Origin of the sequence: Streptomyces sp. NBC_01017, from assembly GCF_045162795.1 — a bacterium.
GTDB classification, from domain to species: Bacteria; Actinomycetota; Actinomycetes; order Streptomycetales; family Streptomycetaceae; genus Streptomyces; species Streptomyces machairae.
Map to the genome: position 1 here is coordinate 2159584 of NZ_CP108683.1, position 24313 is coordinate 2183896.

Here is a 24313-nt window from a genome sequence, read left to right on the forward strand (position 1 = left end):
GGCACATCGCGGAATCGAGCAGGTGACAACGTGACGAGACTTCACATCCGGCCGTCGGCGAAGGGGTTCGCCGCAGCATTTCTCCTCGGGGGTGACCGGTGAAGCGCGCGCTCACTGTGGACGACCTGGTCATCGCGGGGATAGCGCTGGCGGCGGGGCTGCTGGCGGCCGTCCTGCTGCGGATGCTGCTGCGCTGGCTGGGCAAGCACGCCGACCGCACCCGCTGGAGCGGCGACGACCTCATCGTGGACACCCTGCGCACCGTGGTGCCGTGGGCGGCGTTCCTCGGCGGCGCGGCCTCCGCGGGCGCCGCGCTGCCGCTGACGAAGACGGTCCAGCACAACGTCAATCAGATCCTGACCGTGCTGCTCATCTTCGTCGTGACGCTGTCGGTGGCCCGCGGGATCGCCGGGCTGATGCGGACGGTCACCCAGTCCCGCCCCGGTGTCGCGGGCTCGGCCACGATCTTCGTCAACATCACCCGGGTTCTGATCCTGGCCATCGGCTTCCTGGTGGTGCTCCAGACGCTGGGCATCTCCATAGCGCCCCTGCTCACCGCCCTGGGCGTGGGCGGTCTGGCGGTCGCGCTGGCCTTGCAGGACACGCTCGCCAACCTCTTCGCGGGCATCCACATCCTCGCCTCCAAGACCGTCCAGCCCGGCGACTACATCCGGCTGAGCAGCGGCGAGGAGGGCTACGTCGAGGACATCAACTGGCGCCAGACGACCGTGCGCGCGCTCTCCAACAACCTGATCGTCATCCCCAACGGGGAGCTCGCCAAGACGAACATGACCAACTTCATGCGGCCCGAGCAGGAGTTGACGATCCTGCTCCAGGTCGGCGTCGCCTACGACAGCGACCTGGACCACGTCGAGCGGGTGACCAACGAGGTCATCGCCGAGGTGATGGCCGAGGTCGAGGGCGCCCTCCCGGACCACGAGCCGATCATCCGCTTCCACACCTTCGGCGACTCCCGGATCGGCTTCACGGTCATCCTGGGTGTCGGCGAGTTCAGCGACCAGTACCGGATCAAGCACGAGTTCATCAAGCGCCTGCACAAGCGCTACCGCGCGGAGGGCATCCGCATTCCGGCGCCCACGCGGACGGTGGCGATCCAGCAGGGGACGGTGTCGATTCCGCAGCAGTCGATACCGCATCCGCGGCTCCCCGGAGAGGCGGACGAGGTGACCCCCGTCCGCCTCGACTGACCTGCTCGGACGTGCCTAGAGGGTGGCCGAGTTGTCGTGGGACCGGCTGCCCTTGCGGCTGTGCGGCGCGGCGAGGGCCGGGGGCACCGGGGTGACCGTCCAGTCCGGGTGCCCCGGCATCCGCGGCGTCTTCGTGCCGTACAGCCAGCCCCGCAGGAATCCGGTCAGATCCTGGCCAAAGACCTCGCAGGCCACGGCGATGTAGTCCTCCGTGGACGCCGAGGCGTTGCGGTACCGGTCGAGGAAGGCCCGCTCAAGGGCGCTGAAGGCCTGCTCGCCGACGAGGTTGCGCAGCGCGTACAGGACCAGGACGCCGCCCAGGTAGCGCTGGCTGTCGAAGAGGTTCACCGCGTTCGGCGCCGCGACCGGCCCCGAGTCGTGGCGCCACTGGTCGCCCTGCGCGTAGGTGTGCTTCATCCGGGCTTCCAGGGTGGTCATGCCCAGGGAGTCGGCCCAGCCGCGCTCGTAGCGGTAGAGCAGCCCGTAGAAGTCGGCGTGGCCCTCGTTGATCCACAGGTCGGCCCAGGTGGCGGGGCTGACGCTGTTGCCGAAGTAGGAGTGGACCAGCTCGTGCATCATGTGCGAGCCGATCTTCGACTCCTCCTGGAGCAGATAGTTCGGCCGGTAGATGGTGAGGGTCTGGGTCTCCAGGCCGGTGAAGTCGAAGGGCTCCGGGACGTCGGAGTTGCAGGGCAGCAGTCCGTACGTCTCGAACGGGTACGCCCCGAGCCGCGCCTCCACCCACTCGACCAGCTTCGGCGTCAGCGCGAGCGCCGGTTCCAGCGCCTCGGCCCGCGCGACCGGCACGACGTCCCGCAACGGGAGGCCGTGCGGGCCCTTACGGTCCTTGATCACGTAGTCGCCGACCGTTATCTGCACCAACTCGGTGGCCATGGGCTCGCGGGAGCGGTACGTGTACGCGGTACGGCCGCCTGACAGGCGCTCGGTGCGTATGTGCAGTCCGGTCGCCACGCCGCGCAGGCCGCTGGGGACGGTGAGGCGGAACGAGAAGTCGGCCTTGTCGGAGGGGTGGTCGTTGCACGGGAAGACGGTGTGCGCCGAGTCCGCCTGGCAGGCCACGGCGAAGCCGTCCAGCGTGTCGACCCAGCCGGTGTGCGGCAGGGTGCGGCGCGGGTCCGCCGAGTACTCGACGCAGACGGTGACCCGGCAGTTGGCCGGCAGGGTCCGGGCGGGCGTGATGCGCAGCTTCTCGTCGACCTGCTCGAAGGCCGCCCCCCGGCCGTCGACGCGGACGGAGCGGATGTCGAGGCCGAGGGAGTCGAGGGAGAAGCGGCTCAGGGCCTGGGTGGTGCGGATCTTCAGGGTCGCGGTGGCGTCGACCAGGCGGGTCGTGGCGTCGTAGGAGAAGTCGAGGTGGTAGGCGGCGACGCGGTAGCCGTCGTTGCCGAGGGCCGGGTAGACCGGGTCACCGAGGGTCTCGGGGCCCGGGGTGCCGGAGGTCTTGGCGGCCGATGCCCCCGTCAGCGTCGGCGTCGCGTGGGCGGAGGGGGCGGCGGCCAGGGCCGCTGCCGTGCCGATCAGGGCGGCCGCGGGGGCCGTCACTCTGCTGCGATATCTCATGGTCCGCTTTCGCTCGGGCGGCCGGATGGTCAGGGCCGGCCGCCGGATCGGTGGTGATCGCCTTACATGACTCCGGGACCGGGCGATCCGGTTGCACGGAGGCGGTAGGTCCGTTTGCGCGGATCCGAGATCGCGGCAGACATCCCGCACCTCAGTGCGGACCCCTGTCGAGTACGGGTCGGTCACGAGATATCTTGATGTCGAGCAATGTTGCAGACGTGGAGCGGAGCACCCGGTGACTGACTCGACCATCATCTATACGCACACTGACGAGGCCCCCGCCCTGGCGACGTATTCGTTCCTGCCGGTGGTCCAGGCCTACGCCTCGCAGGCGGGTGTCGCCGTGGAGACGCGGGACATCTCGCTGGCCGGCCGCATCATCGCGCTGTTCCCGGAGCACCTGACCGAGGACCAGCGCATCCCGGACGCCCTGGCCGAGCTCGGTGAGCTCGCCAAGACGCCCGCGGCCAACATCATCAAGCTGCCGAACATCTCGGCGTCGATCCCGCAGCTCAAGGCCGCGATCGCCGAGCTCCAGGGCCAGGGCTACGCGCTGCCGAACTACCCGGACGACCCGAAGACCGACGAGGAGCGGGAGATCCAGGCCCGCTACGACAAGGTCAAGGGCTCCGCCGTGAACCCGGTCCTGCGTGAGGGCAACTCCGACCGGCGCGCCCCCGCCTCGGTCAAGAACTACGCCAAGACCCACCCGCACCGCATGGGCGCCTGGTCCGCCGAGTCCAAGACGAACGTGGCGACCATGGGCCGCAACGACTTCCGCTCCACCGAGAAGTCCGTCGTGATCTCCGAGGCCGGCGCGCTCAGGATCGAGCACGTCGCCGAGGACGGCACGACCACCGTCCTGCGCGAGTCCGTACCGGTCCTCGCCGGTGAGGTCGTCGACGCCTCGGTGATGCACGTGGCCGAGCTGCGTGAGTTCCTCACCGCGCAGATCGCCGAGGCCAAGGCCCAGGGCGTGCTGTTCTCCGTGCACCTCAAGGCCACGATGATGAAGGTCTCCGACCCGATCGTCTTCGGCCACGTGGTGCGCGCCTTCTTCCCGAAGACCTTCGAGCAGTACGGCGCGGCCCTCGCCGCCGCCGGTCTGTCCCCGAACGACGGTCTGGGCGGCATCCTCAAGGGCCTGGACGCGCTGCCGAACGGCGCCGAGATCAAGGCGTCCTTCGAGGCGGAGATCGCCGAGGGCCCGGAGCTGGCCATGGTCGACTCCGACAAGGGCATCACCAACCTGCACGTGCCTTCCGACGTGATCGTCGACGCCTCGATGCCGGCCATGATCCGCACCTCCGGCCACATGTGGGGCCCGGACGGTCAGGAGGCCGACACGCTGGCCGTGCTGCCGGACTCCTCCTACGCCGGCGTCTACCAGGCCGTGATCGACGACTGCCGTGCGAACGGCGCCTACGACCCGTCGACCATGGGCTCGGTCCCGAACGTCGGCCTGATGGCGCAGAAGGCCGAGGAGTACGGCTCCCACGACAAGACCTTCGAGGTCAAGGCCGCCGGTACGATCCGCCTGGTCGACCAGGCCGGCGACGTGGTGATCGAGCAGGCGGTCTCCGCCGGTGACATCTTCCGCGCCTGCCAGACCAAGGACGCCCCGATCAAGGACTGGGTGAAGCTGGCCGTCACCCGCGCCCGCGCCAGCGGCGACCCGGCCGTCTTCTGGCTGGACGAGACCCGCGCGCACGACGCCAACCTGATCGCCAAGGTCAACGCGTACCTGCCGGAGCACGACACCGAGGGCCTGGACATCCGCATCCTCGCCCCGGTCGACGCCACCAAGCTGTCGGTGGAGCGCATCCGCCGTGGCGAGAACACCATCTCGGTGACCGGCAACGTCCTGCGCGACTACCTCACGGACCTCTTCCCGATCCTGGAGCTGGGCACCAGCGCCAAGATGCTGTCGGTCGTCCCGCTGATGGCGGGCGGCGGCCTGTTCGAGACGGGCGCCGGCGGCTCCGCGCCGAAGCACGTCCAGCAGCTGGTCAAGGAGAACTACCTGCGCTGGGACTCCCTCGGTGAGTTCTTCGCGCTGGTGCCGTCCCTGGAGCAGTACGCGACGGCCACGGGCAACACCCGCGCGCAGGTCCTCGCCGACACCCTCGACCGCGCCACGGCGACCTTCCTCAACGAGGACAAGTCCCCGACCCGTCGCGTCGGCGGCATCGACAACCGCGGCAGCCACTTCTTCCTGTCCCTGTACTGGGCGCAGGAGCTGGCCAAGCAGACCGACGACGCGGACCTGGCGAAGGCCTTCGCCCCGCTCGCCGAGACGCTCACCGCCAACGAGCAGAAGATCGTCGACGAGCTGAACGCCGTCCAGGGCAAGCCGGCCGAGATCGGCGGCTACTACCAGCCCGACCCGGCCAAGGCCGCCGCGATCATGCGCCCGTCGGCCACCTGGAACGAGACGCTCGCCTCCCTGAGCTGACCCATCGGGCCTGCGGGCCTTGCCGTCTCCGCCCCGACCGGTGCACCGCCCGGCCGGGGCGGAGTCATGTCCGGGGCGGAGTCATGTCCGCGGTCGGTGACCAGGCCCTTTTGAGGTGAGGCAATTTCTCTCACGCAATTGCGTGAGCCATATGCATGATCTCAACTATCCTCAGGTACAAGGAGATTGACGGCCGGACGCACTTGCCCGGCGCAACAGACGCGAGGGGTGAGGCAATGGCCACGGCCGGCGGACCCACGCTGCGGCGGCGCCAGCTCGGCGCCGAACTCCGCCGCCTGCGCGAACACGCGGGCAAGCGGATCGAGGACGTCGCGGCGCACCTGGAGTGCTCGATGTCCAAGATCAGCAGGGTGGAGACCGGACAGGCCCCCATCAAGGCCAGGGACGTCCGCGATCTGCTCCAGTGGTACGGCGTGACCGAGCCGGAGCTCACCGAGGCCGTCATGCTGATCCACAAGGGCGCCCAGCAGCAGGGCTGGTGGGCGCACTACAACGAGGTGCTGCCCTCCGGCATGGCCACCTATGCGGGCCTGGAGGCCGACGCCAGTGTTCTGCGCAGCTATGAACCCACGTTCGTGCACGGCCTGTTGCAGACCGCGGACTACGCCCGTGCCGTGATCGCCGCCGTCCGGCCCAACGAGCCGTACGAGGTGGACCAGTTGGTGCGCTTCCGCAAGGAACGGCAGGCGCTGCTGACCAGGACTCCCGAGCCGCTGGAGCTGTGGGTGGTGGTGGAGGAGAGCGCGCTGCGCCGGCCGGTCGGCGGCACCGAGGTCATGGTGGACCAGCTGGAGCACCTGGCCAGGGCGACCGAGCTGCCGAACGTCACCATCCAGATCATGCCGACCGCGAAGGGCGCCCACGCGGCCCTCGCCGGGACCTTCTCGCTGCTGGAGTTCGGGCCGCGCGAGCCCACCGTCGTCTACGTCAACTCCATTGCCGGAAACGTGTACTTGGAGAAGGAACGCGATGTCCGCACCTTCATCCAGACCTTCGACCTCGTGCGGGCCGCCGCTCCCGACCCGCAGGAGACACCCACCACGCTGGAGCGGATCGCAAGGGAGATGCAGGGGTCATGAGCGCGCACGACGGACGAAGGCTGTCGCGGGTCGACCTGGACGGGGCCGACTGGCGCAGGAGCAGCCGCAGTTCGGGCAACGGAGCGTGTGTCGAGGTCGCGGCAGTCGCCGGTCTCGTCGCGGTCCGGGACTCCAAGAACGCTCAGGGACCGGCACTCGTGTTCACACCGCACGAGTGGCGGGCCTTCCTCGGCGGAGGAGTCAGCCGCCTCTGAGTCGTGCAAGGAACCGTCGGCGGGCCGGGACGGAGAGCCACCGGAACAGTTGCCGCACGTACGAACGGAGTACGACGCGCGACCGGCCCCTTGGCGCGTCGGGCTGCCCGTGAACGAGGTCACCTCTCTCCTGCCCGTCGCGTCCGGTGCCTTCTACACCGGGGAGACCTTCTGGACGGCGGCCGGCGTCGCCGGGACCGTGCTCGTCGGGTTCCTCGCGATGTGGACGGCGTTCCGCTCGACCCATCCCAAGCGGCGGCTCAACTACACCGTGAGCCACCAGCCGTTGGTGCAGCAGGTCATGTACGGGAGCCTGGAGATCCGGTGGAACGGTGCCTTACTCACCGATCCACACGTGGTTCGGCTGGTGCTGACCAACCCCGGGCGGTGGGACATCCCCAGCGAAGCGTTCGACCGGGGGGACCCGTTCCAGGTCGACCTGGGCGTGCCCTGTCTGGAAGTGCTGCGCACCGAGGCCGGCCCCGGCGCGGCCCGTGCCCCGCAGACGGAGATGTGCGGTTCGCTCCTGCGCATCGGACCCGGCCTCATCGGCCGCGGCACGACGATCACCTACCTCCTGCTCGTGGACACGGCACCGGCGTACGACTGCCGGCACTCCCTCGTCGACGTGAAGGTGCAGCAGGTCTCCATGCCCGCGCCCCGCCGGATCACCCGGCCACCCCTGACCAGAACACCTTGAGAGGCCCCATGTCTGCTTCCTTCGAGCTGCTGCCCGGCGCCGCCGACTCCCCCGTGATCCTGCACGTACCGCACTCCGCCCGGCAGATCCCGGCCGACGCGCGGACCTCGATCGTGCTGGACGACCGGGCGCTGGAGCACGAACTCGACCACATCACCGACGCGCACACCGCGGAGCTCGCCGAGGCGGCGGCCGAAAGGGCGTCGCTCACGCCCTGGCGGTTCGTCAACCGGCTGTCCCGGCTGGTCGTCGATCCGGAGCGGTTCCCGGACGAGCGGGAGGAGATGCTGGCCGTGGGCATGGGTGCCGTCTACACCCGGACCACGCATCGCGCGGAGCTGCGGCCCGCCGGCACAGACCCGGAACCGCTGGTCGAGCGGTACTTCCGGCCGTACGCGAAGGCCATGACGGCAGCCGTGGCCGACCGGCTCGCCGCCACCGGCCGGGCCGTGATCATCGACGTGCACTCCTATCCGGCAGCCCCGCTCCCCTACGAACTGCACGGCGAGGGCGCTCGACCGCCCGTCTGCCTGGGCACCGACGCGTTCCACACGCCGCCCGAACTGCTCGCCGCCGCCCGGGAGGCGTTCGCGCCGGGCGGGGAGACGGGGCTGGACAGTCCGTTCAGCGGAACGTACGTACCGCTGGACTTCTACGGCAGCGAGCCCCGGGTCGGCGCCCTGATGATCGAGATTCGCCGGGACACGTACATGACCGAGCCGGGCGGCCCCGCAGGTGCGGGACTCACCCGGCTCTCGGCGGCACTGGCGGCGCTGGTGGACGCCGCCGCACGCTGACCCGGTGGGTCAGGCCCGCAGCCACTCCGTGACCACGACCTCCGCGCCCGTCCGCAGCCGCAGCGCGAAGGGGCCGTTCGGCGGTGCGTCGCTGGTGAAACGGCCCATGTCGTCGGCCTCCACCGGGATGGCCGTCTGCGGGCCGCCCAGCACCTCGATCCGTGCCTGCTGGGGCGGCAGCACCTGCCCCATCAGCCCCTGCGCGGTCACCTCCACGTCGACGGTCACCTCGCCCGCGCGGAACGTCAGCATCCGCGGCACGTCCGTGGCCCCCCTGACCGGAATGGCGTCCACCACCGAGTCGAAGGTCAACTCGGCGATCCGGGCGTCGAGGTCGTGCAGTGCGAAGGCCTCGACGGCGAGCTGCCGCAGCTGGGCCGGCACGGGGTCCAGGATGGCGGCGGCCTGGCGGAGTTCCTCCTCCAGCAGTTCGATGTCGAACCCGTCGTCGCCGGACCCGTTGTGGTCGACGGGCTCCTCGCCGGTCGCTTCGTCGTGCATCTCGTCGTTCACAACGCTCCCCGTGCGTCGAGTCGGGCCCTCAGTCGGCGCAGACAGCGCTGGCGCAGCGGCCCGATGCTGCCCACGGCGATGCCCAGTGCGGCGGACACCTCCTGGTAGCTGGGCGGCGGCGAGGCCATCAGCACGCGCAGCAACTGGCGGCAACGGTCGCCGAGTTCCTCGAACTCCTGCCACATCCAGCGGATGCGCTCGGACTCGGCGGCGGCCTCCTCGGAGTCCAGGAGCGACTGTTCGGGCGTACGTTCCTCGCTGACCCGGTCCAGCAGCTGCGGATCGCTCGTCACGGTCAGCCGCCTTAAGCTCTTGAGCACCTTCAGGCATTCGTGCCGTGCGGTGCTCGCGAGCCAGGACCCGGCCTTCTCGGGTTCACGGATGCGCCCGAGGTGCTGGGCGAAACGGAACCACACGGTCTGGTACACCTCGTGGGCGTCGGCGTCATTGAGCCGGTGCGCGCGCACGACGGACCACACCAGTGGGCTCATTCCTTCCACGAGCGCCTTCCAGGCCGCCGCGTCGCCGTCGACGGCGGACTGGACCAACGCACCGACATCTGCACGGTCCACAGCCCCACCCCTCGTGTACGGCAAGTCATCGTACGCCGCGGAGGGGGCGGTTCCGACCCTCATGAGCGAGGAGCCGGCGGTGCGACGGGGACAGGGCGCCAGGTCGGGGGGCGAAGCGCGGGTACATGCGCCCCCCGCACCTCCGCGAACCCGGTGTTCGCCGCGAGCATCTTGTACCGGGCCACCCGCGGGTCGTTCTCCTGCTGCGAGCTCATGTGGGTGGCGATCATCGCGGCGACGACCGGAGTGGCGAACGAGGTGCCGCTCCAGTGCGCGAACCCCTCGAACATCACCTGGTCGGGCTTGGTGCCGCTGCTCCCGCCCGGCTCGCTCAACAGGCCGCTGTGGCGCGGGGAGACGCAGGAGCAGGAGTAGCCGAATCCGTACCGGCAGGCATCGTAGGTGGAGTGCTGGTACACGTACGGCACCGGCGTGTCGAAGCCGGTGAGGACGCTGGTGAGGCGCTCGCCGGGGGCGTACACCTTGACCCAGGAGCCGTGGTTGCTGAAGCAGGCGCCGAACTCGCCGTCGCCGCGCAGCGCGCCGACCGACAGCACGGTGTCCTGGTAGTCGGGCAGGTCGGCGTAGGCGGCGGGCCAGAAGGGCGTGGCGCTGCCGTTGTTGCCGGCCGCGGCGACGAGCAGGGTGCGCTGGCCGCGCAGTTCCTGCATGAAGGCCTCGACGCCGAGCAGGCCGTCGGTGCGGCCGTTGGAGGTGCCGGCGGAGAGGCTGAGGATGTCGGGCCAGCCGCCCGCGTCGACGGCCTCGAAGAGCTTCTCGCCGAACTCGGACTCCAGGATGGCGCCCGCGTCGTTGAGGGAGTTGCGCACCGTGACGTTCGTGTTGGGTGCGACGGCGGCGACGAGGCCCGCGATGAACGTGCCGTGGCCGACGTACTGCTGGAGGACGCCGTCGTCGTCGCACTCCTTGAGCTGCGCGTCGCCGTCGGTGTGGGCGAGCAGCGGGGCGGACCGGAAGTCGTTCATGAGGCCGGTGTCGATGACGAGGACGCCGACGGCGGTGTCCGGGTCGTGGGCGCCCTCGGCCACGGCGGGGTTGAGCTGCTCGGTGGCCGGGACGGGCACGGGCTCGTCGCCGGGGCAGGAGTTGACGGCGATCGACACCAGGTGGTTGCGGCTGACCAGGCGGCGTCCGGCCCGGCCCTCCGTCTCGCGCAGGGCGCGCAGGGCGTGCGCGACGGGGCGGTCACCGGCGCGGTCGCCCTCGCCGGGGTCGCCGACCTGGATGCGGGTGATGCCCGAGCGGTTGGTCTGCGGGCTCACGCGCCGCACGTTGTCCTGCACGAGGTCGGGCTCGGCGGTGAAGTGCGTGCGTACGGTGTCCTCGACGAGGCGGGCGTCCTCGCCGTCGCGGACCAGGACGTAACCCTTCTCGTAGATGAACTCGGCGGAGTCGTCCGGTCCCATCGCGAGGGGGACGTCGGGCATGGTGCGTTGGATCTGCTCGAACTGTTCGTGGAATCGCTGTGGTGCCATGGCGTGTCCTCCCACTGAGGCGACGGTCGTCAATCAGAGCCGTGCGGTCACTGATTGATACAGCGCCAAACCTGTGTGGCACGGTCCTGGGGCAACTACCATCCGTGGAGTGACAGCGGGAAGCGAATCGGTTCTCGAACTGCTGCCGATGGTGTTCGCCGCCCCCAACGACGCCCTGGCGAGGGCGGAAGGGGTGCTCGACGCCGATCCGACGCCGTTGCACGCCTCCGTCGCCCACCAGGTGATCGGCATCTGGCAGCGGGACTGGGGCGACATGCGCATCGCCCTGTATCACCTGCGGCGTGCCCGGGACCTCGCGGCACGCGCGGAGTCGGCCGACCGGGAGGCGGACGTCCTGGCGGCGCTCGGGGTCGCGCTGGTGCACGCGGGGCGCACTCAGCAGGGGCTGGCCGCGCTGGAGCGCGGCGTGGAGCGCGGCAGCGGGCACACACGCGCGCGTGTGCTGTTCCGCCGGGCCTACGCCCGCTGGGTGCTGGGCCATCACCGGGAGGCGCTGGAGGACGTACGCAAGGCGATACCCGTGCTGCGGCAGATGGAAGACGTCATCTGGACGGCGCGGGCGCTGACCCTGCGGGCGACCGTGCATCTGGCGGTCGGCGCGGTGGACCGGGCGGATGCCGACTTCACCGCGGCCGAGGCGCTGTGGGACACCACGGGCCAGGAGCACGACAAGGCCGACGCGGTGGAGAGCCGGGGTCTGGCAGCGTTCCGGTCGGGCGACATCCCCGCCGCGCTGCGGCTGCTCGACGAGGCCGAGGAGCGGTACGCCAAGCTCGGCACGCCGACCTTCATGCTCAACATCCGCCGCTGCGAGGTGCTGATGGCCGCCGGGCTGGCCCGGGAGGCGCTGACCGAGGCCGACGCGGCGATCGCCGTGCTCGACGGCATCGGCGGTCAGTCCACCCGCAAGGCCGAGCTGCTGCTGGCCGCCGCGCGTGCCGCCCGGCTGGCGGGCGAGGCGCACACCGCGATCGCGCGCGCCGACATGGCCGTACGGCTGTTCGCGGGTCAGCGCCGCGGCTGGTGGGAGACGCATGCCCGGCTGGTGCTGATCGAGGCGCGGGTGGCCGCCGGGCGCAGTTCGGGGCGGCTGGTGGCCGACACGGCGGCGGTCGCCGAACGGCTGGCCTCGTTCGGCGCGCCGGCCGCGCCGGAGGCCTCGCTGCTCGCCGGCCGGATCGCGCTCGGCCTGGGCTGGCGGGCCGACGCGGAGCAGCATCTGGCGGTGGCCGCCCGCAGCAGGCGCAGCGGGCCGCCGCTGGCGCGGATGACGGGCTGGGCGGCGCAGGCGCTGCGGGCCCAGGCGGCCGGTTCGGGACGCGGCGTCCTGGAGGCCTGCCGGCGTGGCCTGGACGTGCTCGATGCGCACCGGATGACGCTGGGCGCGTCGGAGTTGCGTGCCCGCGCCACCGAGCAGGGCGCGGAGCTGGCCGCGCTGGCCCAGCAGGCCAGCCTCGACTCGGGCAGTCCACGCCGGCTGCTGGTGTGGAGCGAGCGCTGGCGGGCCACCGCGCTGTCCACCCCACCGACCCGGCCGCCCGCGGACCCGGAGCTGCAGAGCAACCTCACTGCGTTCCGGGAGATCGCGGCCCGCGCGGAGGCCGCCCGCATGGAGGCGCGTCCCGTTCCGGCACTGGAGCGCGAACAGCGGCGTCTGGAGCGGGAGATACGCTCCCGGACCCTGCACATGCGCGGCGACACACCCGGCGACGGCCACCGCTTCGACCCGGGCCGGCTGCTGGAACGGCTGGGCGACGACGTACGACTGGCCGAACTCGCCGTACTGGACGGGCGGGTTCAGGTGCTGCTGTGCGGACAGGGGCGGGTGCGTCGGTACGAGGCCGGGCTCTTGGCCGACGCGGAGAGGGAGGCCGAGCACGTCCAGGCCGGGCTGCGGCGGTTGGCCCACCCGGGTGCGGAGGGTCGGCTTCCGGTGGTGGAGGCGGCGGGGCGGCGCCTGGAGGAGCTGCTGCTCGGTCCGGCCGCGGCCCATCTGGGCGACGGCCCCGTGGTGGTCGTACCGCCGGGCCGGCTTCACCGCGTGCCGTGGGCGCTGCTGCCGTCGCTGCGGGAGCGGGTGCTCAGCGTGTCGCCGTCGGCGAGCAGTTGGCTGCGCGCCCGGGAGACCGAACCGCCGCCCGGTGGCAGGCATGTGCTGGTACGCGGCCCGGGACTGGCGACCGGCGGCGCGGAAGTGCCGCACCTGGCCGGCCGGTACGGCGGATCGGTCGTCCTGGAGTACGCGGACGCGCGCGTGCCGCGTGTCCTGGAGGAGCTCGACGGGGCCGAGCTGGCGCACATCGCGGCGCACGGCACGTTCCGTGCGGACAGCCCGCTCTTCTCGGACCTGCGGATGGCCGACGGGCCGCTCATCGTCCATGACTTCGAGCGCCTGGACCGCAGCCCGTACCGGATCATCCTGTCCTGCTGCGACACCGCCCGCTTCGCCTCCGTCGGCGCCGACGAACTGCTCGGCCTGGTCACCGCCCTGCTGCCGCTGGGCACGGCGGGCGTGGTGGCGAGCAGCGCGCCGGTCAACGACGCGGCGGTGGTGCCGCTGATGCTCGCCCTGCACAAGGGGCTGAGCCAGGGGCTCTCCCTGGCGGAGGCGCTGCGCGACGCGCGGGCGGCCCTGCCGGGGGACGCGCTCCATCAGGCGACGGGGTGGGCGTTCTCGGCCTTCGGAGCGGCCTGATCCGGGTATGACCTGATCCCGGTACGGCGTGATCCCGGTACGGCCTGAACAACTCCCTCACGCCGGCTGCGCGTCCGGTAGTTCCACCAGCCATGGCAGGGCGCCTCGGTCGCTGGCGCCGAGGCGGGCGTAGGCGCCGTAGAGGTGGTTGCCGACCGTGCGGACGGAGAGCGTCAGCTTCTCGGCGATCTGGCGGTTGCTCAGGCCGGTTGCCGCGAGGGTGACGATCTGGCGCTGCCGGGTGGTCAGTTCGCCGAGGACCAGGCCGGACAGGGCCGGGGTGCGGGCGCCCTGGCAGCGCCGGGCCAGGGCGACGGCACGCGTGCGTGCGGTGCGGGCGGCACGCGGGTCGCGGTGGGCCCGTACGGCATGGGCGTGCGCCTCGGCCGCGAACAGCAGGAAGCCGCGCTGCTCCAGCTCCTGGGCCACCCGGTCAAGGGCGGGGCCGTCGCCACGGTCGAGCGCGGCGGCGTGCTCGGCGAAGACGCCGGTCAGGCGGCCCGCGGCGCGCTCCGGGTCGCCGAGGCGGACGGCGTCGTACGCATCGCCGGAGAGTGCCTGGACACTCCCGTCGAGGTCGCCGCCCCTCGCCTCGACGGTCCCGTCGGCGGGGCCGCGGGCCGCTGTCGGCCGGGTGACCGCCCCACCCCCGTGGGGGCGGCCACCCAGGATCTTGTGCGCGGCCGTCGGATCGCCCGACTGGGCTGCGGCGAGGGCGAGTTCGAGGTGGCAGGAGGGATCGGCAGCGCCGTCGCGCAGGCCCTCCCGCGCCCATGCCGCCGCCTCACGCAACTCGCCGCGCAACCGCGCGAATCCGGCGCGCACGGCCGCGTACCCGGACGGCACCGGTACGCCCTCCGCGACCAGCCACTCCCCCACCGGTGTCGGCAGCGCCCGTACGTCCGCTCGTTCGATGGCGTCGGACAGTGCGGCCTGCTCGGCGTCGAGGGCGGGCCCGCACCGATCCGGCGTACTGGACAGCCGCCTCGCCCGCAGCCGGCCGGCCGCGGCCCGCAGCACCGGGCCGTGCAGGGGGTGGGCGAGGCGGACCGCGCCCCGGTCGTCGACGTGGACCAGGGAGTCGGCCTCCAGGCGTTCGAGGGCGCGAAGATCGAGTCGGTACGGCTCCAAGCCCTGTTCCGGCCCCTGTTCCGAAGCCGTTTCCGGAGCCGGTTCCAGATCCAGGGGCAACGGCTCGGCGAAGGCCAGGCGTTCGAGGATCTCGCGCTCTTCGGAGCAGGCACGGTCGAGGACCTGTCCGGTGTGCTCGCGCACCTTGGCCGTGACCGGCACCGGGCCGCGCCATGCCCACTCGGCGGACTCCGAGCCGGCGACCCGGCTGAGCAGCCCGCGCTCGCGCACGGCGCCCACCAGGTCGCGCAGCAGCCGCAGGTCCCCCCGGCACAGGCGGTGCAGCCGGTTCACGGTGAGAGGTTCGAGGCCACCGCCGCCGACTGCGGTTCCGGCCGCCAGCAGGTGGGCGGTCTCCTCGCGGGGCAGCGGCTCCAGGGTGAGGCGGGGCAGGAGTTCACCGGTCCACAGCCGGGAGATCGCGCCCGGGACCGGGGCGCCGTCGGTGGTGACGACCAGGAGACGGGTGCGTCCGTGCACCGCCAGCTGGTGGACGAGCGCGGCGGAGGCGTCGTCGAGCAGGTGCGCGTCGTCGACCAGGAGCAGCCGTACGCCGGACAGGTGCTGGAAGGCGCCGTGCAGGGAGGCCGACTCCGGTACGAGGTGTGCGAACGCGGCGAAGCGGATCCGGCGGGTCTCGGGGGTGCCGGCCACCCGGGCGCAGTCGGTGCCGCGGACGGCCTCGGTGACCAGGCGGGTCTTGCCGCAGCCCGCCGGACCGGTGATCACGAGGCCCTGACGTCCGGCGGTCAAGGAGCCCCGCACCAGCTCGGTTTCGTCCGCCCGGCCGGTGAACGGCCAGGGCAACTCCAGGGTCTTCGCGTCACGTTCGAAGTTCGTCACGACAATAGGAGCGCGGTGACTCACCCTTGATACACGGGTACTTGAGTAGCCCTCGACTCAGGCGCCCGTGGCGGGCCGACGGCAGGCTGTCCGCATGACCGCTCGCTACTGCTCCCTCGCGCAGCAGTCGGCCCCCGCTTTCGCCCCGGGGCTGGCCGCCGAGCGGCTCAGTGCGCTCATCGGCGGACGCCGGATGTGGGTCAACGGCACCGTGCTGCACTACTGCTTCTTCGACCGGGACTCGGACGGATCCGTGATCCCCGATCCGGAGACCGGCGAGACCCGGCGCGTGTCGTGGGTCGGCAGCAAGGAGCAGCAGGACGTCGTGCGCGAGTGCTTCGAGGAGTGGCAGGGCCTCGGCATCGGGCTGTCGTTCGTGGAGGTGGGCGACCGGTCGGAGGCCGAACTGCGCATCGGGTTCCAGCTCGGCGACGGCTCCTGGTCGACCGTGGGCAAGGACGCGCTCCGGGTCGGCCTCAACGAACGCACCATGAACTTCGGCTGGGACCTGACCGTGCCCGGGGAACGCGGAACGGCCCTGCACGAGATCGGGCACGCGCTCGGCATGCTGCACGAGCACCAGAGCCCGTTCGCCGGTATCCACTGGGACGACGAGGCCGTGTACGCCGATCTGGCGGGCCCGCCGAACTTCTGGAGCCGGGACCGGACGTTCTTCAACATCCTGCGCAAGCTCGATCCGAACGAGGTCAACGGCTCCGCCTGGGACCCGCACTCGATCATGGAGTATCCCTTCTCGACCGGGCTGATCCTGGAGCCGGAGCAGTTCCGCGCGGGCCTGAACCCGCCGGGTGTGCTGTCCAGGGCCGACAAGGAGTTCGTCCAGCGCTGGTACCCGCCGGCCGAGCCGCCGGGGCCGCGGGAGCTGGTGCCGTTCCGTTCGGTGCCGCTGCGGCTGGGGCCGGCGGAGCAGGCCGACTTCGTCGTCGAGCCGCCGGAGACCCGCGAGTACACGGTGGGCACCTTCGGCGACAGCGACACCGTCGTCGTGGTCTTCGAGGGACGGGACGGCGAACCCCGGTACCTCACCGCCCAGGACGACGGCGGTACCCCGGACAACGCCACCGTCAGGGCCCGCCTCGTCAAGGGCCGCCGCTATCACGTCAGAGTGCGCCTCTACTCCAGCTGGGGGTCGGGGGAGACAGCGGTCATGTGCTGGTGACGGCACGGATCCGCTGACGCGCACGGACGGGAGAGCCCACAGTCCGGCGCCGGGGACAGTGGCCGGGAACGCCACCTTCGGGGGAGGGTGACGTTCCCGGCCACGCCGACGCCGCGGCACCGGCTGACACAGGATGTCCTGCCGGAGTTCCAGAGAGTGGACGCCTCTTGGTGACGGGCTGCGGCTGAGGTAGAAATGGGCTTCATGAACCCCGAGCCCTTGGTGCGACGCCTGGTCATCGACCTGTGCCGACGCCCGGGCTCGGGTTGTTGTTGCTGACGTAGCCCTGTCTCACGCGCCGTGCCGCCCGGTGGTCCCACCCGGCGAGGGCGTGCCCGCACCTGTCGCAGGGTGCTCTCTCCGCTTCGTTCAGCTTCACTCCCGCTCGGGGCCCGCCGCCCATGTCGGTCGACGGCAGCAGCTCATGTCCCGGCGCCGCATGGAGGACGCCCCGTGTCCACAACTCCCCCTCTGTCCAAGCCTGATCGCACCCCCACGCCTGCCGATGTGCCGCCCCGGCCCGGCTCGCCCGCGCGGGGCGTGGGGGCACGCGTGCGCCCTGCCGCACTGCCGGTCGGCTCGCTCCTGCTCTTCCTCGTCCTGTGGCAACTGCTGGCGGCGAGCGGGACGTGGAGCGCCACGCTGGTTCCGCCGCCGGCCAAGGTGTGGGACGCGTTCATCGACGTCTCCACCACGCACGACGGCGTCCGGGGCTACAACGGCACCACTCTCGTCGAGCACCTCGGCATCAGCCTGCAACGCATCGCGCTCGGGGCCGGCATCGGCATCGCCGCCGGGGTGGTCTTCGGGCTGCTCATGGGCACCGTCGGCTGGGTGCGCTCGCTGTTCGAGCCCTGGATCACCTTCCTGCGGACGCTGCCGCCGCTGGCGTACTTCTCCCTGCTGATCATCTGGCTGGGCATCAACGAGGAGCCGAAGGTGACCCTGCTGGCGGTGGCCGCCTTCCCGCCGGTGGCGGTGTCGACCACGACAGCCGTGGCGGCCGTACCGAAGAGCCTCATCGAGGCGGCCCGTGCCCTCGGCGCGTCGCGGCTGGACGTCGTCCGGGACGTCGTCGTCCCGTCCGCCCTCCCGGAGACGCTCACCGGAGTGCGGCTCGCCGTGGGGGTGGCCTACTCCTCCCTCGTCGCCGCCGAGTTGGTCAACGGACTGCCCGGCATCGGCGGCATGGTCAAGGATGCCGCCAACTACAACAACACCCCGGTGGTACTCGTCGGCATCATCGCCATCGGCGTCTCCGGGCTCGTCATCGACGGGTTGCTGCTACGGCTGGAACGCGCTGTCGTCCCGTGGCGCGGCCGCGCATAGGACCGCGTAGAAGACACCCCCCCTCCCCCCCCGCGGAGAAGACACCCCTCTGCTCCGCGCAGAAGAACCCCTCTGCACAGAAACGGCCCTGTCATGTCCCGTGTCTCCCCCGGCCCGTCCCGCCGGCTCCTGCTCGCCGGCGCCCTGGCCACGGTCTCCGCCGCCGTCACCGGCTGCTCCTCGGACAGCTCGGCGGCTTCGTCGGGCGGCTCCCGGCAACTGCGGATCGGCTACTTCGCCTTCCCCAGCGGGGACTTGATCGTGAAGCGGCGCAAGCTGCTGGAGCAGGCGCTGCCGGGCTACAAGATCTCCTGGATCAAGTTCGACTCCGGCGCCGGCGTCAACCAGGCCTTCATCGGCAAGTCCCTCGACATCGCCGCGCTCGGGTCGAGTCCGTTCGCCCGCGGAGTGTCGGGCAGTTCACCGGTCCCGTACAAGGTCGCCTTCATCCTCGACGTGGCGGGCGAGAACGAGGCCCTGGTGGCCCGGAAGCAGACCGGCATCACCGACGTCGCCGGCCTCAAAGGCAGGACCATCGCCACCCCGTTCGCCTCCACCTCGCACTACAGCCTGCTGGCGGCGCTGGAGCAGGCCGGGCTGAAGGCGTCCGACGTCAAGCTGATCGACCTGCAGCCGCAGCCGATCCTCGCCGCCTGGCAGCGCGGTGACATCGATGCCGCCTATGTCTGGCTGCCCACCCTCGACGAACTCCGCCAAACCGGCACTCAGTTGACGAGCAGCAAGGAGATCGGCGCTGCGGGCAAGCCGACACTCGACCTGGCCGTCGTGTCGGACGAGCTGATCGCCCGCGCTCCCAAGGTGATCGACACCTGGCGGTCGGTGCAGGCTCAGGCGCTGCGGCTGCTGAAGTCCGACCCGGACGGAGCGGTCAAGGACGTCTCCGCCGAGCTCGGCATCAGCACCGCCGACGCCAAGGCACAGCTCGCGCAGGGAGTGTTCCTCACCCCGGAGCAGGTCACCTCGGCCGACTGGCTGGGCACCGACGGCAGCCCGGGCAAGTTGCTGACCTACGTCACCGACACCGCCCAGTTCCTCGCCGGCCAGAACCAGATCGACGCGGCGCCCTCCGAGGCCGTCGTCCGCAAGGCGTTCTACCTGAAGGGACTCCCCGATGTCCTCAAGTGACACTGTCGAGGCTGCGGTTGAGCCCGCACTCGACGGTTCCGTCCGGATCGAGCACGTCACTCATCGGTACGGTCCCGTCACGGCCGTCGGTCCGGTCGATCTGACCGTCCCCGCGGGCGAGTTCCTCGTCCTGGTGGGCGCCTCCGGCTGTGGCAAGAGCACCCTGCTGCGGCTGATCGCCGGGTTCGAGCGGGCCACGCAGGGTTCGGTGCGGGTGTCCGGCAAGGCGCCACGGCCCGGCGAGGCGGCCGGGGTGGTGTTCCAGTCGCCGCGGCTGTTCCCGTGGCGGACCGTGCAGGGCAACGTCGACCTGGCGTTGCGGTACGCCGGCGTGGAACGCGCCCAATGGCCCGAGCGGCGCGCCGAGTTGCTGGCCCGGGTCGGGCTGGAGGGCACCGAGAAGCGGCGCGTCTGGGAGATCTCGGGCGGGCAGCAGCAGCGCGTCGCCATCGCCCGTGCCCTGGCCGCCGAGAACCCCCTCTTCCTGTTGGACGAGCCGTTCGCGGCGCTGGACGCGCTGACCCGGGAACGGCTCCAGGAGGACGTACGCCAGGTCACCGGCCGGACCACGGTGTTCGTGACCCACTCCGCCGAGGAGGCGGTGTTTCTCGGTTCCCGCATCGTCGTGCTGACGAAGGCCCCCGGGACCGTCGCCCTGGACCTGCCGGTCGACCTCCCGCGCGGCGGGGTCGACGCCGACGAGCTGCGCGAGTCACGGGAGTTCGCCGAGCTGCGCGCCCAGGTGTCCCACGCCGTCAAGACAGCCGCCGCTGCCTGAACCTCGTATCAAGGAAGGGATGTTCGGATGACCGTCATCGCCCCGCCACAGCTCCCCCTCACCCCCCTCGGCCCGAACTTCGGCGCCGAGCTGCACGGTATCGACCTCGCTCGCCTCGGCGACGAGCAGATCCAGGCGATCCGGGAAGCGCTCGTGGCGTACAAGGTGCTCTTCGTGCGTGGCCAGGACGGCCTGGACGAAACCGCGCAGATCGAGTTCGGCCGGCGCCTCGGCGAGGTCACCGCCGGGCACCCGATCCACGACTCGGGTGACGTGGCGGCCGAGGTGTACGCGCTGGACAGCCAGGACAACGGGTTCTCCGACGTGTGGCACACGGATGTGACCTTCGTACGCCGGCCCCCGGCCATCTCCGTCCTGCGCGCCGTCGTCCTGCCGCCCAACGGCGGCGACACGAACTGGGCCGACAGCCAGCTCGCCTACGAGTCGCTGTCGCCGGGCCTGCGGGCGTACGCCGACACGCTCACCGCCGTGCACGACGGCAACCGCGCCTTCGGCTACTACCTCGCGCAGCGCCGGCAGGGGAGCGGCAACGTCTGGGAGGGCGAGGTGTTCACCGAACTGGCGCCGGTGGAGCATCCGGTGGTGCGGGTGCACCCGGAGAGCGGGCGGAAGGGCCTGTTCGTGAACCCCGGCTTCACCTCGCACATCACCGGGGTCTCCGAATACGAGAGCCGGGGCATCCTCGACATCCTGTACGCCCACCTCACCAAGCCCGAGCACGTCGTACGGCATCGCTGGCAACCGGGTGACGTCGCCCTGTGGGACAACCGAAGCACGGCCCACTACGCCAACCGTGACTACGGCGACCGGCATCGCGTCATGCACCGCATCACGTTGCGCGGGGACACCCCGGTCGGCCCCACCGCTCAGCGCTGACCTGGTGCGCGCCTACAGGCCCGGCGTGCGGGGGACCGCCGCCGGGCCTGCCGTTTCACCTGCGACTCCACTCCCGCGCCAGCAGTTCGTACGACCGCACCCGGTCGGCGTGGTCGTGCGTGATCGTCGTGATCAGCAACTCGTCGGCCCCGGTGGCCTCCTGAAGCTGCTCCAGCTGATCGGCCACCCGGCCCGCCGACCCCACGAACTGTGTGTCGACGCGGTCCTGGACCAGCGCCCGGTCCTCGTCGCTCCAGGCGCGGGCGCGGGCCTCCTCGGGGGGTCGGGTACTCGATGGCGCCCTCGGCGGTGCGGATGCTGCGGACCCATGGGCCGTAGCCCGCGGCGAGTTCGCGGGCCGTCGCGTCGTCCTCGGCGACCACGACGTCGGCCGAGACGCTGACGTAGGGCTTGTCGAGGAACTCGGAGGGGTGGAAGCCGGAGCGGTAGCCGTCCACCGCCTCCAGGACGGAGGCCGGGCTGACGTGGTAGTTCGCGGCGAAGCGCAGGCCGCGGGCGCCTGCGGCCTCGGCGCTCCGGCCGCCGCTGCTGCCCAGGATCCACACCTCGACGTCGGCGCCCTCGCCCGGCACCGCGTGTGCCTCGATGCCCTCCGGGGAGCGGTAGGTGCCGGCCAGCAGCGCGAGGATGTCGTCGATCTGCTCGGCGTAGTCCTGCGACTCGGCGCCCGGCAGCAGGAGCAGTTTGCGCTGCAGGGCGATGCGGGGTGAGCCGAGGAGGTGCTCGAAGGAGAAGCGGGGCGGGATGAGCAGGCCGTTGGGGGCGCGGCCGTCGACGACCGGGGTCGCCGTCGCGGTCGTCGCCTTCTCCCCCGGTGGGCGGCCGCCCGAGCGGCCGAGGCCCAGGTCGAGACGGCCGGGGTGCAGGGCGTCGATCAGGCCGAACTCCTCGACCGTGGACAGCGCGGTCCGGTGACCGAGCTGTACGGCCCCGGAGCCGAGGCGGATGGTGGAGGTGGCCGCGGCGGTCAGGGCCAGGGCGACCGCGGGGGACGTACCCGCCACGCCGGGGTTGAGATGGTGTTCGGCGAACCAGTAGCGGGCGTAGCCGAGGCGTTCGGTCTGCCGGGCGAGGTCGATGGAGTTGCGCAGGGCGTCCGCTGCGGTCGAGCCGGAGGAGATCGGGATCAGGTCCAGGACGCCGAGGGGGATGTCAGACATGGACTCGCTCCTGCGATGTCGGTGCTGCCGGAAGCACCGGGGCCCATGCGAAGGGCGGGTCCGGGATGTCCTTGCGCAGCACGGGTGTCACCGCCGACTGGAACAGTTCCAGCGAGTCGCGGTGCCGGGTCTCGGTGAGGCCGCTCGCGTCCGCCTGGACGTGGACCGCCGTGTGGCCGAACTGCTCGTGGTAGCGGTGCACCTTGTCGATGACCTGCTGCGGGCTGCCGATCAGGGCGGAGCTGCGCTCGACGAAGTCCTCCAGCGTCTCGAACACGACAGGCAGCCCCGCCTGCCGGTAGAAGGCCAGGTTGGCCTCGAAGACCGGTCGGTAGGCGGCCAGTGCCTGCTGGGAGGTCGGGGCCACGTGGATGCCCGCCGTGCCGGCCCCGATCGCGAGGTCGGCCGGGTCGTGGCCGTAGTGCTCCCACCGCTCGCGGTAGTGGCGGACCAACTCGGCATACGGCTCTATGGGGTTGGTGACGTTCGCGGAGAAGAGCGGGTCGCCGTAGCGGGCGGCCAGGTCGACCGACTCCTTGCTGGTGGCGCTGCCGTGCCAGACCCGGACGGGCTGCTGGTAGGGCCGCGGCCACACCTCGGCGTCCGTCAGGGGCGGGCGGAAACGGGTTGCCGCGGTCACCTTGTCCTGGCGCCAGATCCGCCGGAAGACCTCGTAGCTCTCGGCGTTGCGGTCCCACTGGTCGTCGGGTGTGACGTGGAACAGGTCGCGCTGGGCTGCGCCGTTGCCCTTGCCGATGATCAGGTCGAGGCGGCCCTCGGAGAGGTGGTCGAGGGTGGCGTAGTCCTCGTAGGCGCGCACCGGGTCGAGCAGGCTGAGCGTCGTCACGGCCGTGAAGAGCCGTATCCGCTTCGTCAGGGCTGCGACGTGGCTGAGGACGACCGTGGGGGACGAGGAGATGAACGGCCGCTCGTGCCGCTCCCCCACGCCGAAGCCGTCGAAGCCCAGCTCCTCGGCGAGCAGGGCGTTGTCGAGGACCTCGCGGAAGCGCTCGTGTGTCGGCTTCTTCACGCCGGTGACCGGATCCGGGCGGTGCACGATCAGGGTGATCGCGATGAACTTCACGACGCGAGCCGCTCGTCGCGGGGTGCGTCGCGGTGCCCGTCGGGGTGCGTCAGGCCGAGGTGGTCGCGCAGGGTCGTGCCTGCGTACTCGGTGCGGAACACGCCCTGTTCCTGAAGCAGCGGGACGACCTTGTCGGCGAACTCGTCGAGGCCGTTCGGGGTGATGTGCGGGACGAGGATGAAGCCGTCGCTCGCGTCGGCCTGGACGAAGTCGTTGATGGTCCTGGCGATGGTGGCCGGGGAGCCGACGAAGTTCTGCCGGTTGCCGGTGTTGATGACCAGGTCGCGGATGGACCACTTGTTGGCCTCGGCCAGCTCGCGCCACTCACGGGCGGTGGCCAGCGGGTCGCGGTACATGCGGACCTGGGCGCGGCCCTTGGAGATGTGGTCGTCGCCGACGTCCGGGTCGATGTCGGGGAGGGGCCCTTCCGGGTCGTACGAGGACAGGTCCCGGTTCCAGACGAACTCCAGGTGCTTGAGGGCGGTGGCCCCGCTGACCTGTCGGCGGCGCACCTCGCGGGCGAGCTCCTCCGCCTCGGCGTCCGTGTCGGCGAGGGCGAAGGTCGCGGCGGGCAGGATGAGCAGCTGGTCCGGGCTGCGGCCGTACTTGGGCAGGCGGGACTTCACGTCCCTGTAGAAGGCCCGGCCGCCCTCCAGGGTGCCGTGCCGGCTGAAGATGGCGTCCGCTTCCGCGGCGGCGAACTCGCGGCCCTCCTCGGAGTCGCCGGCCTGGAAGACGACCGGGCGGCCCTGTGGCGACCGCGGGACGTTGAACTGTCCGTGGATGTCGAAGTGCTGTCCACTGTGGACGAAGGCGCCGGCCTTGGCGTCCCGCAGGAACGTGCCGGTCTCCTTGTCGGCGACGATCTCGTCGCTGTGCCAGGAGTCGAAGAGCTCGTTCGCCGTGGCGAGGAACTCCTTGGCGCGGGAGTAGCGCTCGTCCTGCGGCAGGAAGCCGCCGCGGCGGAAGTTCTCGCCGGTGAAGGCGTCCCAGGAGGTGACGACGTTCCAGGCGGAGCGGCCGCCGGAGAGGTGGTCGAGGCCGGCGAACTGCCGGGCGACCTCGTAGGGCTCGTTGAAGGTGGAGTTGATGGTGCCGGTCAGGCCGATGTGCTCGGTGACGGCGGCGAGCGCGGCGAGGATCGTGAAGGTGTCGGGGCGGCCGACGACGTCCAGGTCGTAGATCTTCCCGCCCTGTTCACGGAGCCTGAGTCCTTCGGCGAGGAACAGGAAGTCGAACTTGGCGCGTTCGGCGGTCCGGGCGAAGTGGGCGAAGGAGCTGAACTCGATGTGGCTGCCGGCCTGCGGGTCGCTCCACACGGTGGTGTTGTTGACGCCGGGGAAGTGGGCGGCCAGGTGGATCTGCTTCAGCGGCTTGGTCATGGCTGCGGG

The 24313-nt window shown here is 71.4% G+C and carries 19 protein-coding genes and 1 pseudogene; 12 read left to right on the forward strand and 8 right to left on the reverse strand.

Annotated elements, in window-relative coordinates; all coding sequences use genetic code 11:
• Window positions 1-98: 98 nt before the first annotated feature.
• Window positions 99-1208: a mechanosensitive ion channel family protein gene (locus OG331_RS10030; protein ID WP_406194112.1), complete on the forward strand. Its 1110-nt coding sequence runs from the start codon at window positions 99-101 to the stop codon at window positions 1206-1208.
• A gap of 15 nt (window positions 1209-1223) precedes the next feature.
• Here OG331_RS10030 and OG331_RS10035 read toward each other — a convergent pair whose 3' ends face one another.
• Window positions 1224-2789 (reverse strand): M1 family metallopeptidase, encoded by a 1566-nt coding sequence (locus tag OG331_RS10035; RefSeq protein WP_406194114.1) that lies wholly within the window; start codon window positions 2787-2789, stop codon window positions 1224-1226.
• 235 nt (window positions 2790-3024) lie between these two features.
• On the opposite strand from OG331_RS10035, the gene OG331_RS10040 reads away from it, so the two are divergent.
• The 5 genes from OG331_RS10040 to OG331_RS10060 all read left to right on the forward strand — a co-directional run bounded on the left by OG331_RS10040 (window position 3025) and on the right by OG331_RS10060 (window position 8056).
• Window positions 3025-5244, forward strand: a complete 2220-nt coding sequence (locus OG331_RS10040; protein WP_406194117.1) for an NADP-dependent isocitrate dehydrogenase — start codon at window positions 3025-3027, stop codon at window positions 5242-5244.
• A gap of 236 nt (window positions 5245-5480) precedes the next feature.
• Window positions 5481-6344, forward strand: a complete 864-nt coding sequence (locus OG331_RS10045) for a helix-turn-helix transcriptional regulator (protein ID WP_363034257.1) — start codon at window positions 5481-5483, stop codon at window positions 6342-6344.
• Window positions 6341-6559 carry a DUF397 domain-containing protein gene (locus OG331_RS10050; protein ID WP_406194120.1) on the forward strand — a complete coding sequence of 73 codons (219 nt, stop codon included), beginning with the start codon at window positions 6341-6343 and terminating at the stop codon, window positions 6557-6559. The genes OG331_RS10045 and OG331_RS10050 overlap by 4 nt, the downstream gene beginning before the upstream one ends.
• Before the next feature lie 49 nt (window positions 6560-6608).
• Window positions 6609-7259, forward strand: coding sequence for a hypothetical protein (locus OG331_RS10055; protein ID WP_406194122.1), 651 nt, complete (start codon window positions 6609-6611; stop codon window positions 7257-7259).
• An 8-nt stretch (window positions 7260-7267) separates the two neighbouring features.
• Window positions 7268-8056: an N-formylglutamate amidohydrolase gene (locus OG331_RS10060; RefSeq protein WP_406194124.1), complete on the forward strand. Its 789-nt coding sequence runs from the start codon at window positions 7268-7270 to the stop codon at window positions 8054-8056.
• A 9-nt stretch (window positions 8057-8065) separates the two neighbouring features.
• On the opposite strand, the gene OG331_RS10065 is transcribed toward OG331_RS10060, so the two are convergent.
• Genes OG331_RS10065 through OG331_RS10075 form a run of 3 tightly spaced genes read right to left on the reverse strand, consistent with a single transcriptional unit; the run spans window position 8066 to window position 10637 of the window.
• Window positions 8066-8557: a hypothetical protein gene (locus OG331_RS10065; RefSeq protein ID WP_365054385.1), complete on the reverse strand. Its 492-nt coding sequence runs from the start codon at window positions 8555-8557 to the stop codon at window positions 8066-8068.
• A gap of 8 nt (window positions 8558-8565) precedes the next feature.
• A complete protein-coding gene (locus OG331_RS10070; RefSeq protein WP_328877796.1) occupies window positions 8566-9141 on the reverse strand; it encodes a sigma-70 family RNA polymerase sigma factor in 576 nt (191 codons plus the stop codon).
• A gap of 59 nt (window positions 9142-9200) precedes the next feature.
• Window positions 9201-10637 carry a S8/S53 family peptidase gene (locus tag OG331_RS10075; RefSeq protein ID WP_406194127.1) on the reverse strand — a complete coding sequence of 479 codons (1437 nt, stop codon included), beginning with the start codon at window positions 10635-10637 and terminating at the stop codon, window positions 9201-9203.
• A gap of 148 nt (window positions 10638-10785) precedes the next feature.
• Here OG331_RS10075 and OG331_RS10080 point away from each other — a divergent pair, with 148 nt between their 5' ends.
• On the forward strand, window positions 10786-13353 hold the full coding sequence (locus OG331_RS10080) for a CHAT domain-containing protein (RefSeq protein WP_406209885.1): 2568 nt from the start codon (window positions 10786-10788) through the stop codon (window positions 13351-13353).
• A 57-nt stretch (window positions 13354-13410) separates the two neighbouring features.
• Here OG331_RS10080 and OG331_RS10085 read toward each other — a convergent pair whose 3' ends face one another.
• Window positions 13411-15327 carry a LuxR C-terminal-related transcriptional regulator gene (locus OG331_RS10085; RefSeq protein ID WP_406194130.1) on the reverse strand — a complete coding sequence of 639 codons (1917 nt, stop codon included), beginning with the start codon at window positions 15325-15327 and terminating at the stop codon, window positions 13411-13413.
• 94 nt (window positions 15328-15421) lie between these two features.
• Between OG331_RS10085 and OG331_RS10090 the strand changes: the two genes are divergently transcribed.
• The 5 genes from OG331_RS10090 (at window position 15422) to OG331_RS10110 (ending at window position 20657) form a co-directional block, all read left to right on the forward strand.
• Window positions 15422-16507, forward strand: coding sequence for a M12 family metallopeptidase (locus tag OG331_RS10090; RefSeq protein ID WP_406194133.1), 1086 nt, complete (start codon window positions 15422-15424; stop codon window positions 16505-16507).
• Between the two features lie 507 nt (window positions 16508-17014).
• Complete coding sequence (locus OG331_RS10095; RefSeq protein ID WP_406209888.1) at window positions 17015-17836, forward strand: ABC transporter permease; 822 nt, start codon at window positions 17015-17017, stop codon at window positions 17834-17836.
• Between the two features lie 93 nt (window positions 17837-17929).
• Window positions 17930-18982 (forward strand): ABC transporter substrate-binding protein, encoded by a 1053-nt coding sequence (locus tag OG331_RS10100; RefSeq protein WP_406194136.1) that lies wholly within the window; start codon window positions 17930-17932, stop codon window positions 18980-18982.
• Window positions 18969-19760, forward strand: coding sequence for an ABC transporter ATP-binding protein (locus OG331_RS10105; protein ID WP_406194139.1), 792 nt, complete (start codon window positions 18969-18971; stop codon window positions 19758-19760). The genes OG331_RS10100 and OG331_RS10105 overlap by 14 nt, the downstream gene beginning before the upstream one ends.
• 27 nt (window positions 19761-19787) lie before the next feature.
• Window positions 19788-20657 (forward strand): TauD/TfdA dioxygenase family protein, encoded by an 870-nt coding sequence (locus OG331_RS10110; RefSeq protein WP_406194141.1) that lies wholly within the window; start codon window positions 19788-19790, stop codon window positions 20655-20657.
• A gap of 55 nt (window positions 20658-20712) precedes the next feature.
• Here OG331_RS10110 and OG331_RS10115 read toward each other — a convergent pair.
• The 3 genes and pseudogenes from OG331_RS10115 to OG331_RS10125 form a co-directional block, all read right to left on the reverse strand.
• Window positions 20713-21838, reverse strand: a pseudogene (locus tag OG331_RS10115) (LLM class flavin-dependent oxidoreductase).
• Window positions 21831-22922: an LLM class flavin-dependent oxidoreductase gene (locus OG331_RS10120; RefSeq protein ID WP_406194144.1), complete on the reverse strand. Its 1092-nt coding sequence runs from the start codon at window positions 22920-22922 to the stop codon at window positions 21831-21833. Before OG331_RS10120 ends, OG331_RS10115 begins: the two are co-directional and overlap by 8 nt.
• Window positions 22919-24304 (reverse strand): NtaA/DmoA family FMN-dependent monooxygenase, encoded by a 1386-nt coding sequence (locus OG331_RS10125; protein ID WP_406194146.1) that lies wholly within the window; start codon window positions 24302-24304, stop codon window positions 22919-22921. The genes OG331_RS10120 and OG331_RS10125 overlap by 4 nt, the downstream gene beginning before the upstream one ends.
• Window positions 24305-24313: the final 9 nt, after the last annotated feature.